Origin of the sequence: Williamsia sp. MIQD14, from assembly GCF_051025635.1 — a bacterium.
In the GTDB taxonomy this organism is placed as follows: domain Bacteria; phylum Actinomycetota; class Actinomycetes; order Mycobacteriales; family Mycobacteriaceae; genus Williamsia_A.
In genome coordinates this window covers 1,014,329-1,027,993 of record NZ_JBPFDG010000001.1, presented here as the reverse complement: position 1 = coordinate 1,027,993, position 13,665 = coordinate 1,014,329, and the positions used below count along the sequence as shown (strand labels likewise).

The following is a 13,665-nucleotide window of genomic DNA, read 5'->3' as shown; positions in this document are numbered from 1 at the left end:
GGGACACGACCACCCGCGCAGGCGACTGCGCCGACTCGGTCCCGGAGAGTCGACGCAGCTGCCTGCCCGTCGCGTCCGTCCGGGTCAGCAGCGCACGGTCGGGGTCGGCAGGGGTCCAGTGCCCCGGGGCGGCGCCGATGGTGATGGCGTACGGCCTGAAGGCGGTGAACCACGGCGAGAACGTCATGCGACGCCACGCTACGTGGCCGACACGACGGCGGGTTTCAGCGTGCGACGGCCCAGGCCCGGGTGGTCGCCAGGGTCCGGTCGAGGGTGTCGTCGTCGATGAAGCCCTGGGTGCGGGCCGAGAACAGTCCGTTGATCGCGGCCCAGCTCGCGATGGTGCGGTCGAGGTCGTCGTGTTCGCCCACCGCCCGGACGAGCATGGCCGCGATGCGCGTCCGGATGGCCGACCGCGCCTCGTCGAACTTCGCGTCCGGTTCGAGGGCGTCGGTCAGGGCGATCAGGCGGAACGCGAGCTGATCGTCGTCGCGGTGAAACCGCACGTAGGCGTCGAAAACGGCGCCCGCTCGCTCGGCCAGGGTGGAGGCGGCGACGGCCTCGTCGAGGATGTACTCGTTCGCCGCGACGGCCTGGTCGGCGAGTGCGAGGTAGATGTCCTGCTTGCCGCCGGGGAAGTTGGCGTAGATGGAGCTGACGGCGACGTCGGCCGCGGTCGCGATCTCGGTGATCGTGGCCGCCTGATAGCCGCGTTCCTCGAACAACGTGCGCGCGGCGGTGCACACCGCGGTGACGGTTCGACGGCGGCGTCGGTCCAGATCGGCCATGGGTGAAACCGTAACGCCATTCCGATAACGGAACCTCGTTCTCTGTGGGATCGATCACCTGCTAGAAAGCTCTCATGGCCCCGAAAAGCGTGTTCATCACCGGCGCTGCTGCCGGCATCGGTCGTAAGACGGCCCTGTCCTTCGCCCGCAAGGGCTACATCGTCGGCGCGTACGACATCGACGAGGCGGGGCTCAAGACCCTGTCCGACGAGATCGAGGACCTGGGCGCGACCCCGGTCATCGGTCACCTCGATGTCACCGACGCCGAGGAGTTCGCCGAGCGTCTCGCCGAGTTCACCTCGAAGACCGGCGGCAAGCTCGACGTGATGCTCAACAACGCGGGCATCCTCATCGCCGGCCGCTTCGAAGAGCTCAAGGTCTCGACGCTGCACAAAGAGATCGACATCAACACCAAGGGCGTGGTCAACGGACTGCACGCGGCCTTCCCCTACCTCAAGGCCACGAAGCGTTCGGTCGCGATCAACCTCGCGTCGGCGTCGGCGATCTACGGTCAGGCCGAGCTCGCCAACTACAGCGCGACCAAGCACTTCGTCCGCGCGATCACCGAGGCCCTCGACATCGAGTGGGGCGGCTACGGCATCCGCGTCGTCGCCATCTGGCCGCTGTACGTCCAGACCGCGATGACCCAGAACATCAAGACCGGCACCACCACTTCGCTGGGCATCAAGCTCGGCCCGCAGGATGTGGCCGACCGCATCGTCGAGGCCGCCGAGCCGAACCTGTTCAGCAAGGCGATCCACCAGGTGCACTACAACGTCGGCACCCAGACCCGACTGATGGCCGTCGGCTCGCGCTTCTCGCCGGTCTACCTCACGCGTCTGGTCAACAAGCGCCTCGCCGGGAGCCACTGACCTTTTCGGACGCGACTGAGATGTACCGCTGAGCTGATCGGCATCGCCATATCGGGCTTGCCGGTCCGCTCAGCGGGAAATCCCAGTCGATCTCAGAACAGGGTGACCGGTTCGGCGATCTCGACCGAGCGGTGATTCGCTGACGCGCGACCGCTCTCGCGGGCCTCGCGCGCGGCGGCGCCGGCCAACTGATCGGCCATCTCGTTGAACTCGTTGCCCATGTGGCCGCGCACCCAACGGAAGCGCACCGGTCCGGTGCGATCGGTGATGGCGGCGTCGATGGCCTGCACGAGATCGAGGTTGCGCACCGGCGCACCCGCGGCGGTGCGCCACCCCTTCCGCTTCCACCCGGGGAGCCATTCCGACGAGCACTTGATGCCGTACTGCGAATCCGACTCCACCATCAGCGGTTCGGGGCCGGGGTGGGCGGTGATGGCCTCGAGTATCGCGTGGAGTTCGGCGGTCTGATTCGTGCCCGACGGTGCTCCACCACTGGCCGTGGGGCCGGTGTGGTCGACCCAGGCCCAGCCGATCGGTCCGCCGGGATTCTTCAGGCACGACCCGTCGGTGCTCACGATGATCACGGGAGGCGAGTCTACGGACGGCACACGACATCGCCGGGCAGGCGCGGCCGGAGCGTGACTAGGGTCGGGGCATGAGCAACTTCTCGGCCCGTGTGGCCCGCGAATCCGATGGTGCCGTGACCCTCTCGACCGAGAGCGTCGACGAGTCGTTCCTCCCCGAGGGCGACGTCACCATCGACATCGCCTATTCGTCGGTGAACTACAAGGACGCGTTGGCGATCACGCCGGGAGCGGGCGTGGTCCGCGAGTACCCGATCGTGCCCGGCATCGACCTCGCCGGCACCGTGCGCGCATCGTCGAGCCCCGACGTCGCCGTCGGCGACGCGGTCGTCGTGCACGGCTACCAGACCGGGGTGTCGCGCCACGGTGGCTACGCCGAGCGCACGCGGGTCCCCGCCGAGCAGGTCGTCGTCCTCGGTGACGGACTCACCCCACGACAGGCCGCGACCATCGGCACCGCCGGTTTCACCGCGGCGCTGAGCGTCGCCGCCCTCCTGCGGCACGGGGTCACCCCCGACAACGGTCCGATCCTCGTCACGGGCGCGACCGGCGGTGTCGGGTCGGTGGCCGTCGACCTGCTCGCCGGTGCCGGTTTCGAGGTCGTCGCGTCCACGGGCAAGAGCGACCAGCACGACCTGCTCACGGCGCTGGGCGCGTCGGAGGTGATCGGTCGGGTCCCGGAGGATCCCGAGGCCAAGATCCGTCCCCTCGACAAGGCCCGCTGGGCCGGTGCGGTCGACTGCGTCGGCGGGAAGACGCTCGCCTGGGTGCTGTCGACCGTGCGCTACGGCGGCGCCGTCGCAGCCAGCGGACTCACCGGCGGGGTGTCGTTGCCCACCACCGTGATGCCGTTCATCCTGCGCGGCGTGGCGCTGCTGGGCATCGATTCCGTCGAGCTGCCGATCGCCCAGCGTAGGGAGACGTGGGCACGCCTGGCCGACGACCTGCGCATCCGCCACCTCGACGACCTCACCGTCGAGGTCCCGGTGTCGCAGGTCGACGAGGTGCTGGCCGAGATCAAGAACGGCGGCCGCACCGGTCGCACGGTCGTGGCGGTCGCCGGCGGCTTCTGACCCCGACACGTGGTTAGCCTGGACGTATGACGTCATCGGCTCCCGCGTCGACCCTGTTCACCCTCGAGAACACCTTCGCCCGTGATCTCGAGGGCATGTTCGTGCCGTTCACCGGCGAGCACGCCCCCGATCCGCGGGTGCTGGTGGTCAACACCGACCTGGCCCAGGAACTCGGGCTCGACCCCGACACCCTGCACTCCGCCGAAGCCGCGCGGATCCTGTCGGGATCGGCACCGCCCGCGGGCGCGACCACCATCGCGATGGCCTATGCCGGGCACCAGTTCGGGGGCTATCAGCCGCTGCTGGGCGATGGACGCGCGATGCTGCTCGGCGAGCTCGTCGACCCCGCAGGCCGTCGTCGCGATCTGCACCTCAAGGGTTCGGGTCGTACCCGGTTCGCGCGCGGTGGCGACGGCCGCGCGGCCATCGGGCCCATGCTGCGCGAGTACCTCATCTCCGAGGCCATGCACGCGCTCGGCATCCCGACGACCCGCGCACTCGCGATCACCGCCACCGGCCAGATGATCATGCGCGACACCCTCGAGCCGGGCGCCGTGCTGGCGCGCGTCGCGTCCAGTCACATCCGGGTGGGCACCTTCGAGTTCGCGTTGCGTCAGCGAGATCCGCTGCAGCCGTTGGCGGATTACACGATCGCGCGCCATCACCCCGAACTCGTCGGAGCTGACGACCGTTACCTCCGGTTCTTCGAGGCCGTCGTCGAGAAGCAGGCCGCGCTGGTGGCGCAGTGGATGGCCGTCGGCTTCATCCACGGCGTGCTGAACACCGACAACACCACCATCTCCGGCGAGACCATCGACTACGGACCCTGCGCGTTCATGGACGCCTACGACCCCGCCACCGTTTTCAGTTCTATCGACGTCCAGGGCCGTTACGCCTACACGAACCAACCGCCGGTCATCGGATGGAACCTCGCGCGATTCGCCGAGGCGCTCATCCCCCTCGTCGCCGCGCAGCTGGGTTCGGATCCCGAGACCCCCGACACCGATGCGGCCATCGCGGCGCTGACCGAGATCCTGGGTACGTTCCTCGACCGCCACGATGCGCACCTCGCCGGGCACTTCGCCGCGAAACTCGGACTCGCCGAACCGGATCCGGCATTGATCGACGACCTCCAGTCGGTGATGCGCGACCACCGCCCGGACTTCACCGGCACCTTCCGGGCACTGGCCGAGGAACTCCGCGGCAACGCCCGACCCCTCGACGACCTGATCCCGCGGGACGCCATCGCACCGTGGCTCACCCGGTGGCGTGCCGCACTGCCCGCATCCGAGGCGGCCACCGCAGACGCCATGGACCGCGTCAACCCGATCTACATCCCGCGAAACCATCTGGTGGACATCGCATTGCGCGCGGCGACCGCCGGCGACCTCGAGAAGTTCGAGATGTTGCTCAGCGTGATCACGCGCCCGTTCGATGCCGATCCGGCGCTGGGTGCCTACGCGCAACCCGCACCGGACGACTTCGGTGCCGGGTTCCAGACCTTCTGCGGAACCTAGCCTCGGGCCGGGTCGTCGATCCCGGTGCCGTCGTCGATCCGCGCGCTGGCGGCCTCGAGCGCCAGACGACGGACCATCGCCATCGCGCGCTCGTAGACGACCGTGCCGATCAGCATCATCTCGACCGAGGCGATCCTGTCCGGTTGGTCGTGCGCGTACCGCACCTCGTCGATCGCGGTCGCCTCGGCGGTGTCGGCGGCCGCACTGAAACTCTCCGCCGTCACCGGTAGGCCGAATGTGCGCAGGATCCCGATCAACTCGGCCAGTCGTCGGGTGGCCGGCGCGTCGGGCGCGATCGTCCAGTTGCGGTCGGCCAGCCAGTCACGTACCTCGCCGACGGTGTCGTCGTCGGCGACGGTCATGCCCGGATCGTCGAGCCCGAGCATGACCGCGCCGAACGCGTCGTGCAGGGGGAGTTCGTCGTTCTCGGTCGCGGCCAGGGCGTCGCGGACCCTGGCCAGGGAAAGACCGCCGATGTCGATGAGCGCCCGGATGAGTCGGAGTCGACGGAGGTGGCCGTCGCCGTAGGAGGCCTGGTTGCTCGAGGTCGGTTCGCCGGCGGGCAGCACGTCCTCGCGGAGGTAGTACTTGATCGTCGCCACGCTCACGCCACTGCGACGACTCAGCTCGGAGATCTTCATCGGCGCGGCCTTGACATCACGCAATGGATAGTAGCACTATCTGTTAATCGGATAGCGCCACTATCCATTCATCTCAGGAGGCCCCATGTCGCAGGACACCGTTCACCCCGGGCGCCGGACCGCCCACATCGACGGAGACTTCGTCGTCTTCCTGATCGGGATCCGCTTCAACAAGCTGTGGAAGGTGCGTTCCTGGATCGGCCCGTTCCGGGCGATGCCGCGGATGCTGAGCGACCTCCGGGCGCACCCGGAGAAGGGCCTTCTGGGCGTGCGGATGGCAATGGGCGGGCGCACCATCACGCTCGTGCAGTACTGGCGCAGCTTCGAGCAGCTGGAGGCGTTCGCTCGCAATACCGACGATCCGCATCTGGAGAGTTGGCGCGCGTTCAATCGGGCCGTCGGCGGCAACGGTGATGTCGGCATCTTCCACGAGACGTTCCGCGTCGCTGCGGGCGACCACGAGTCGGTCTACGTCAACATGCCCGTGATGGGCCTGGCCGCGGCCGGCGAATCGGTGCAGCTCGGTAGGGGCCGCGACACCGCTCGCACCCGCCTGAGCCGTCGGTGACCGACGCGTCGTCCGCTAGCGCTGCAGTGCGTACCGGGCCGCGTTGTGCCCGGGGATGCCGCTGACACCGCCGCCGCGACGGGCGCCCGCACCGCAGATCGTCAGGCGCGGGTGGCGGGTCTCGACACCCCAGGTACCGACCTCGGCGTCGGTCTCGGCCCAGGGCCATTGCAGCGACCGGTGGAAGATGTTGCCGCCGGGTAGACCCACCGACTCCTGCAGGTCGAGCGGCGACTTCGCCTCGATACACGGCGATCCGTCGGCGGCGGAGGCGATCGCGGAGCGAATCGGTTCGGCGAGAACCGTATCCACCGACGCCAGGGTCGCCTCGACCGCTCGATCCAGTGCCCCGGGCGCGGTGAAGAGTTCCGGCGGCATGTGCAGGCCGAACAGTGTCAGCGTGTGCATGCCGTCGAGTCCCGCGCCGAGGATGCTGCGGTCGGACAGTGTGTGGCAGTAGATCTCACACGGCGGCAGGCCGGGTATGCGGCCGGCCGCGGCGTCGGCGTGGGCCGCCTGGATCTGCGCGAAGCCCTCGTTGATGTGGAACGTCCCGGAGAACGCGGCCGAGGGATCGACCGTCGTGTCGCGCAGGCGGGGGAGTCGGGTCAGCAGCAGGTTGATCTTCAGTTGCGCCCCACGCGGCGCGGGTTCGGTGTCGACCGGTTCGTCGAGCATCGTGTTCAGCACCGACGGCGCGCACCCGGCGTGCACCATCGCTGCCCGGGCCGAACCACCGGCCCACGACACCACCCCGCCGTCGGGGTCGACCGACTCGACGCGCACTCCCGTGCGGATCTCGGCGCCGGCGGCCGCCGCCGCGCGCGCGAGCGCCCCGCTCACCGCACCCATCCCACCGATAGGCACGTCCCAGTCACCGGTTCCGCCACCGATCAGGTGGTACAGCAGGCAGATGTTCTGGCGCAGCGAAGGGTCGTGCAGATCGGCGAAGGTGCCGATGAGCGCGTCGGTCGCGACGACGCCGCGCACCGTGTCGTCGGCGAACGTCGCCTCGATCAGCTCGCCGATCGGGCGCTCCACCAGCGCCGACCACAGCTCGTCGTCGTCGACGAGGGCCGCGATCTCGGCAGCCGAGCGCAACGGTTCGAGCACCGTCGGGAACACGCGCTGTGCGACCCGTTCCATCCGCTCGTAGAACTGTTGCCACGCACGGTGATCGACGTCCGACCCGGCCGCGGCGGCGAAGGACCGTCGTGTCGCCTCGGCGTCACCGTTGTCGACCAGCAGTCCGGACTCCGGTCGACCGGGAAGAGGTGTGTAGGAGGAGAAGCGCCGCCGGACCAGACGCACGTCGAGGTCGAGGTCGGTGATGATCGACCGCGGCATCAGCGACACCAGGTACGAGTACCGCGACAACCGTGCATCGACACCGGGGAACACCTCCGCCGAGATCGACGCGCCACCAACGTGATCGGAGCGTTCGAGCACCAGCACACGGCGCCCGGCGCGCGCCAGGTACGCGGCGGTGGTGAGTCCGTTGTGGCCGGCGCCGATGACGATGTCGTCGAAGGTCTGCACGCTCACACGCTAGCGGCGGCGCGACGCTCCAGGCGGTCGAACGCACCCCACAGCGCGAGGCCGAGCACGGCGGCACCCGCGCCGATGGCGCAGACGGCGAGCCAGCCGGCGGCCTGATAGGCGACGCCCGAACACACCGACCCGGCGACGGCGCCGAGGAAATAGGTGACCATGTACGCCGTCGTCACCCGACTCCGCGCGTCGGGCGCGAGAGCGTAGATCGCCGTCTGGTTCGACAGCTGCGACGCCTGCACCCCGAGGTCGAACACCAGCAGCCCGATGACCAACGCCACCAACGACATCCCGGAGAAGCCGAGCGCGGCCCAGCCGAGGAGGATGATCAGCCAGGCCGAGGTCGTGGCCAGACGGGAACGGCCGCTGTCGGCGAGTCGGCCCACCAGCGGCGCGCCCGCCGCACCGGCCACGCCGGCCAGACCGAACAGCCCGATCGCGGTCTCGCTGAAGTGATAGTGCTCTCCGCGGGAGCCGGCCAGCAGGAACGCCACCGACGTCCACATCGCGCTGAAACCGAACATGGTGAGGAACCCCAGCAGCATCCGATGCCGGAGGACCGCCTCGTCGCGCACCATGGTCGCGACCGAGAGCAGCAGCCGACCGTAGGGCTGGGTCGACCGCGGGCCGTCCGACGGCGTGGAGGTGAACACCACGATCGCGAGGATCAGCATCAGCGCGCTGGTGACGAACAGCACCAGGCGCCATCCGCCGAGGCCGGCGATCAGGCCGCTGACGACGCGCGCCAACAGGATGCCGATCAGTAATCCGCTCATCACCGTGCCGACCACGCGGCCCCGTTCGTGAGGCGCGGCCAGCGACGACGACCACGGCACCACCACCTGCGCGGTGGCCGCGAACACGCCGACGGCCAGCGAGGCGACGAGCAGCATCGGGAAACTCGGAGAGATGCCCGAGACCAGCAGCGCGATCGCCGAGGCGACCAGCAACAGCGGGGCGAACACACGCCGATCGAGGCGGTCGCCGAGCGGGACCAACAGCAACAGACCCGCGGCGTAGCCGAGCTGGGGAGCGGTCACCACGAGGCTGGTCGTCGACGAGCTGATGTCGAAGTCCCCGCGGATCTCCTCGAGAAGTGGCTGCAGGCAGTAGATCGCCGACACGGTGACGCCGGCGGTGATCGCGAACACCGCGACCAGCGCGCGGCTGATGCCCTTCTCGCCGGATCCCGTCGTCGGCGCGGAGGTGCTCGTGTCGGTCATGAGCTCAACGCTGCGCGATGGGCGGGGGTGTGTCGAATCGGACGCGACATGGTCCCTCCCCGATTGATGTGGATACACTGTATCCGAAATAGATTGTCCCGACCGACGAAGGGCCCGACCATGGCACACGCCTCCTCATCCCCCGACCCTCGCGCCGACCGGTTCGTCGACGTCGACGGCATGTCGATCCGGTACCGGAGATCGGGAACCGGCCCCCCGCTCCTGCTCCTCCACGGGACCACCTCGTCACTCGACCACTTCGACGGCCTCGTCGACCGGCTCGGCCACGATCACGACCTCACCCGGCTCGACCTCCCCGGTTTCGGGGTCACCGGTCCGCACCCCCGGCGTGACTACCGGATCGGCAGCTACGTCGAGGTGGTGAGTCGCTTCCTCGACGAGGTGGGGATCGAACGGTGCGCGGTGCTCGGGAACTCGTTGGGCGGCAACATCGCCTGGAACCTGGCGCTCGACCTTCCCGAGCAGATCTCGGCACTCGTCGTGGTCAACGCGACGGGTTATCCCGAGAAGGAGTTGCCGACCGGGATGGCGCTGGCGCGCAAGCCCTGGGTGCGTCCCGTCCTGCGACGCGTGATGCCCCGAGGGGCCGTCGAGAAGAACCTGCGAGCGGCGGTCGGAGTGGGGTGCACCATCGTCGACGACGCCATGGTCGACCGGGTCCACCGCCACTGGTCGCGACCGGGCAACCGCGGGGCCTTCGTCGATCTCGTGAACACCGATCAGATCGACCGCACCGGTGACCTCACTCGGATCGCCGTGCCCACACTGGTTCTCGGCAGCGCGTCCATCCCGTCGCGATTCGCCCGCGACATCCCCGGCGCCGTCGAGGTCATCCACCCCGACGCCGGGCACCTGCTGCCGGAGGAGCAACCGGACTGGGTGGCCCATCACGTGGCGGCGTTCCTCGCCGAGCGCGGGATCACCGGATGAGCGCGATCCTGCTGGCCGGGGCCACCGTCATCACCGTGGCGTCGCACCGACCTCGCGACGAGCGGGTCGACATCCTCGTCGTCGACGGGACGATCGCCGAGATCGGCCGCGACATCACGGCACCGGCCACCACCGAGGTCGTCGACCTCACCGGCCGGATCATCGCGCCGGGGCTGGTGAACGCCCACCTGCACACCTGGCAGGCGGCACTGCGATTCGCGGGCGCCGACTGGACGCTGCCGGAGTACCTCGCCCGCATGCACGGCGAGGTGGCGCACCGGTACACGCCCGACGACATGCGCATCGGCACCGCGTCGGGCGCGACCGCGCAGATCGACGCCGGCGTCACCACGATCGGCGACTGGTGCCACAACTGCCTGACCCACGACCACGCAGTGGCGGCGATCGAGGGGCTCGTCGAGTCGGGGATCCGTGCGGTCTTCCTGCACGGGACACCGCACGGCGTCCGGGACAGGCCCCACGACATCGCGATGTTCGACCGTCTGATGTCGGGTCCGATCGCGGCCGGCCCCCTGCTCACCGGCGGGCTGGCGATCAAGGGGCCGCAGTTGTCCTCGGCGACAACGGCTGTGGCGGACATGACCGCCGCCCGTGACCGGGGTGTCGTGGTGACGATGCACCAGAGCAACGGCATACCCGGTGACGCCTGGGACGTCGTCGACCGACACCGACTGTGGGGTCCGCGGGTCAACATCGTCCACGGGACGCAGATCCCGACACCGCTCGTCCGGCGGCTGCTCGACCGCGGTGTGACCTTCACGAGCACCCCCGAGAACGAACTGGGACAGGGGCATCGGTCCGACATCGTCGCGGAGGTGGTGGCCGCGGGCGGCTCACCGTCACTCGGTACCGACGGTGACATGTTCGTCTCCGGCGACGTCCGCATCGCTGCACGCATGGCGTTGAGCCGTCAACGAGCGACCGAACACGAGGATGCGCGACGGGACACCGGGATGATCGCGCACTCCACCCCAACCGGCACCGCCGATGCCCTGCGGTGGGCCACCATCGAGGGTGCTCGCGCCCTCGGACTCGCCGACACCGTGGGCACGGTCGAGGTCGGCAAACGGGCCGATCTCGTCGTCATCGACGCGACCGGTGTGTCGATGTGGCCGCACCACGATCCCGTCGCCGCGGCACTGCACGCCCATTCCGGCGCGGTCGAGGCGGTTCTCGTCGAGGGCCGCTGGCGCAAACGCGATCACGCGCTCGTCGGCGTCGACGTCGCCGACCTGCAGGCGCAGGCGTGGCGATCGGGCTCACGTCTGATCGACCTCGTCAGGGCCGACGGCCTGCACCGCCGCGTCCGGCGCAGGGTCGTGCAGAAGGTGGTGAACCGCCGCTTCAGCGGTCCGCGGGAGACGTGAACGGCGTGCCCGTGAGCGCGCGGATCGCAGCCGCGGTCGACGAGGTGAGATCGCTGGTTGCGATCGCGCCGATGTATCCGTCCGGACGGATCAGCACGATCGCGTCGCCGACGAGGCCGTAGGTCCGGGCGAATGCGCCGGCCGGGTCGGCGAGGTTCTCGGTCACCGAACTCGGAGACGACCCGGCGCGCGGACGCGCGGTGACCGCGACACGGCGGACCGCTGCGCCCGAGGCGGGCCAGTCCACACTCGCCAGCGCCGTCTCGGCGGTCGGTCCGTGGGCGATTGCCGTGAAGTGCGGGCCCTGCAGGATCTCGAAGAGGCGAACCGCGGTCCCGTCGACGCGCTGCAGCACGACGTCGGGCGCCCGGTCGCCCGCCGCCACGGCCGTGCGATCCGTCGACGCCGTGGGCGCGAGTGGACCGCCGCGGTAGGTGAGGGTGAGCTGCTGTTCGTCGGTGCCGCGCGACAGGCTCGACGGGTCGAGTCTGCCCATCCCCTCGTACTTCTCGGTCGACAAGCCGAGGACCGCCGCGGCGATCGGTCGCCGCTCGCCCTCGTAGGTGTCGAGCAGCGCGTCATCGGCGCCGGCGAGCACCTGGGCCAGCTTCCAGCCCAGGTTGTAGGCATCGCCGATGCCGGTGTTCATCCCCTGTGCCCCGGCCGGGGTGTGGACGTGTGCGGCGTCGCCGGCGAGGAACACCGGACCCCGTCGATAGGCCTCGGCCAGTCGGATGTTGGGCCGGAACACCGATCGCCACTCGACCGACCTCAGTCGCAACCCCGACATCCGCGTCTGCTTCCGGATGCGGGCGGAGATCGCGTCGACGTCGGTCGGCGGGTCCTCGTCGGGTGCGAGTCGGATCATCCACTGGAACAGGTCGGTGTGCGGTAGTGGACACGCCCCGACGAATCTGCCTCGCAGACCGGGCCATATGTGCCAGTACCGCCGCGACAGGTCGACGCCGTCGACGGCGGCGTCGACGATCAGCATGCGGTCGGCATCGTCGGTGCTGCCGGTGAACGCGATGTCGTTTCCCTTGCGGACGCGGCTGCTCCCGCCGTCGGCGCCGACGAGGAAACGGGCCGTGATCCGTTCGGCGGCATCGGGACCCGTCACCTCGGCGACGACGCCGTTCTGCGCCCGGACGTACGTCGACAACTCGGTGCCGAGTTCGACGCGACCGCCGAGCTCGACGAATCGGGAGTGCAGCGCGGCGACGGTGCGATCCTGCGGGATCAGCCAGGTGTCGGGATAGGGGACGCTCGCGCTCGTCGAGGGCTTGGCCATCATGCGTTTGGGAACGGTCACCGGTCCGAGGTGGATGCCCATCTTCGGGTAGACACCACCGTCGGACAGGATGCGGTCGATGGCGCCGAGATCCTCGAGCACCTCCATGGTCCGTGGCTGGATCCCCTTCGCGCGCGATCCGTCGAAGGCGTGGACTCCCTTGTCGACGAGTCGAACCGACACACCGCGCCGGATGAGGTCGATAGCGAGCGCGGTCCCGGTGGGCCCGGCCCCGACGACGAGGACGTCGGTGGTGGAGGTGGTCTGTGTGGTGGGAGTGGTCACGGGTGCACCGGTTTCGTGCGGGTGGCGATGAACGAGGTGATGGTCTCGGCGACGAGGGTGGGTCGTTCGAACGGCACCATGTGCCCGCAGTTGTCGACGACGTGTAGTTCGTCGGGTGCGAGGAGGTCGCGGACACGGTCGAGCGCGTCGATGGGAGTGACGAGATCCTCGGTTCCCCACATCAGCGCGGTGGGGATGTCGAGCGACGCGACGGCGCCGTACAGCGATGCGCGGTCGAACAGCGGGAAGTGCTGGAGCGTCTCGAAGAACGCGTAGAGCGAGCCCTCGTACCGGTAGGCGTCGGTGACCATCGCCTGCAGTCGTGCCGCCGTCGCGGGCTCGGTGATGTTGCGGCCCTGGTGGCTGTCGAACACCCGACGCCCCAGCCGTCGAGCGATCAGACCGGTCATCGCGTCGCTGAGTGACATGAGGCGTTGCAGGGGTGGACGGGGGCTCAGCCCCGCGGGTCCGACGAGGGCGAGGGAGCGCACCGCGGCGGGTGTGCGGCGCGCGTACTCCATCCCGACGAGTGCGCCCATCGATGCGCCGACCACGTGGTGCGGGGTCGGCGCCCCGACCGCCTCGAGCAGTTCCGACAACTGCCGGACGAACAGGTCCTCGTCGTAGCGGCCCCGCACCCGATCGGAGTAGCCGCGTCCGTAGGCGCTGTAGGTGAGTGTCCGGAAACCGTTCTCGTGCAACACCGCGGCGGTGTCGTCCCAGTAGAACAGCGGGACGGTGATGCCGCCGGTGAGCACGACGATGTCGCCGCCGGCCGGTCCGGTCAGCTCGTGGTGGGTGACACCGTCGGACAGCGCAACAAAATTGCCGCGCAGACCGACGCGTGTCCCGGGGTCGAGGTGTCGGTCCTCGCGGGCATCGACGAAGTACTCCATGGCCGGCTCCTGTCGTGGGGGTGCGCGCATCGACCGC

At 69.5% G+C, this 13,665-nt stretch carries 13 protein-coding genes; 6 read left to right on the top strand and 7 right to left on the bottom strand.

Going from position 1 to position 13,665, the window contains the following annotated elements:
• Positions 1 to 224 precede the first annotated feature (224 nt).
• Positions 225 to 788 (bottom strand): TetR/AcrR family transcriptional regulator, encoded by a 564-nt coding sequence (locus ACQ7HM_RS04440; RefSeq protein ID WP_434215011.1) that lies wholly within the window; start codon positions 786 to 788, stop codon positions 225 to 227.
• Positions 789 to 862: 74 nt separating this feature from the next.
• Here ACQ7HM_RS04440 and ACQ7HM_RS04435 point away from each other — a divergent pair, with 74 nt between their 5' ends.
• Positions 863 to 1,660: an SDR family oxidoreductase gene (locus tag ACQ7HM_RS04435; protein ID WP_434215010.1), complete on the top strand. Its 798-nt coding sequence runs from the start codon at positions 863 to 865 to the stop codon at positions 1,658 to 1,660.
• Positions 1,661 to 1,752: 92 nt separating this feature from the next.
• Here the strand turns inward: ACQ7HM_RS04435 and ACQ7HM_RS04430 are convergent, their stop codons facing one another.
• Positions 1,753 to 2,244: a ribonuclease H family protein gene (locus ACQ7HM_RS04430; RefSeq protein ID WP_434215009.1), complete on the bottom strand. Its 492-nt coding sequence runs from the start codon at positions 2,242 to 2,244 to the stop codon at positions 1,753 to 1,755.
• Between the two features lie 71 nt (positions 2,245 to 2,315).
• Between ACQ7HM_RS04430 and ACQ7HM_RS04425 the strand changes: the two genes are divergently transcribed.
• Both ACQ7HM_RS04425 and ACQ7HM_RS04420 read left to right on the top strand, forming a co-directional pair.
• Positions 2,316 to 3,317: an acrylyl-CoA reductase family protein gene (locus ACQ7HM_RS04425; protein ID WP_434215008.1), complete on the top strand. Its 1,002-nt coding sequence runs from the start codon at positions 2,316 to 2,318 to the stop codon at positions 3,315 to 3,317.
• 26 nt (positions 3,318 to 3,343) lie between these two features.
• Positions 3,344 to 4,834 (top strand): protein adenylyltransferase SelO, encoded by a 1,491-nt coding sequence (locus ACQ7HM_RS04420; RefSeq protein WP_434215007.1) that lies wholly within the window; start codon positions 3,344 to 3,346, stop codon positions 4,832 to 4,834.
• Here ACQ7HM_RS04420 and ACQ7HM_RS04415 read toward each other — a convergent pair.
• Positions 4,831 to 5,475 carry a MerR family transcriptional regulator gene (locus tag ACQ7HM_RS04415; protein ID WP_434215006.1) on the bottom strand — a complete coding sequence of 215 codons (645 nt, stop codon included), beginning with the start codon at positions 5,473 to 5,475 and terminating at the stop codon, positions 4,831 to 4,833. The genes ACQ7HM_RS04420 and ACQ7HM_RS04415 overlap by 4 nt on opposite strands.
• A gap of 85 nt (positions 5,476 to 5,560) precedes the next feature.
• On the opposite strand from ACQ7HM_RS04415, the gene ACQ7HM_RS04410 reads away from it, so the two are divergent.
• Positions 5,561 to 6,043 (top strand): DUF4188 domain-containing protein, encoded by a 483-nt coding sequence (locus ACQ7HM_RS04410; protein WP_434215005.1) that lies wholly within the window; start codon positions 5,561 to 5,563, stop codon positions 6,041 to 6,043.
• Between the two features lie 15 nt (positions 6,044 to 6,058).
• Here the strand turns inward: ACQ7HM_RS04410 and ACQ7HM_RS04405 are convergent, their stop codons facing one another.
• Together ACQ7HM_RS04405 and ACQ7HM_RS04400 are read right to left on the bottom strand one after the other, a co-directional pair.
• Positions 6,059 to 7,582, bottom strand: a complete 1,524-nt coding sequence (locus ACQ7HM_RS04405; RefSeq protein WP_434215004.1) for a phytoene desaturase family protein — start codon at positions 7,580 to 7,582, stop codon at positions 6,059 to 6,061.
• A gap of 2 nt (positions 7,583 to 7,584) precedes the next feature.
• Entirely contained in the window at positions 7,585 to 8,817 is a 1,233-nt protein-coding gene (locus ACQ7HM_RS04400) for an MFS transporter (RefSeq protein WP_434215003.1), read from the bottom strand.
• A 120-nt stretch (positions 8,818 to 8,937) separates the two neighbouring features.
• Between ACQ7HM_RS04400 and ACQ7HM_RS04395 the strand changes: the two genes are divergently transcribed.
• Entirely contained in the window at positions 8,938 to 9,768 is an 831-nt protein-coding gene (locus ACQ7HM_RS04395) for an alpha/beta fold hydrolase (protein ID WP_434215002.1), read from the top strand.
• Entirely contained in the window at positions 9,765 to 11,156 is a 1,392-nt protein-coding gene (locus ACQ7HM_RS04390) for an amidohydrolase family protein (RefSeq protein WP_434215001.1), read from the top strand. Before ACQ7HM_RS04395 ends, ACQ7HM_RS04390 begins: the two co-directional genes overlap by 4 nt.
• Here ACQ7HM_RS04390 and ACQ7HM_RS04385 read toward each other — a convergent pair.
• Together ACQ7HM_RS04385 and ACQ7HM_RS04380 are read right to left on the bottom strand one after the other, a co-directional pair.
• A complete protein-coding gene (locus tag ACQ7HM_RS04385) occupies positions 11,134 to 12,732 on the bottom strand; it encodes an FAD-dependent monooxygenase (protein WP_434215000.1) in 1,599 nt (532 codons plus the stop codon). The two genes, ACQ7HM_RS04390 and ACQ7HM_RS04385, sit on opposite strands and share 23 nt — an antisense overlap.
• Positions 12,729 to 13,628: an alpha/beta fold hydrolase gene (locus ACQ7HM_RS04380; protein WP_434214999.1), complete on the bottom strand. Its 900-nt coding sequence runs from the start codon at positions 13,626 to 13,628 to the stop codon at positions 12,729 to 12,731. Before ACQ7HM_RS04380 ends, ACQ7HM_RS04385 begins: the two co-directional genes overlap by 4 nt.
• Positions 13,629 to 13,665: the final 37 nt, after the last annotated feature.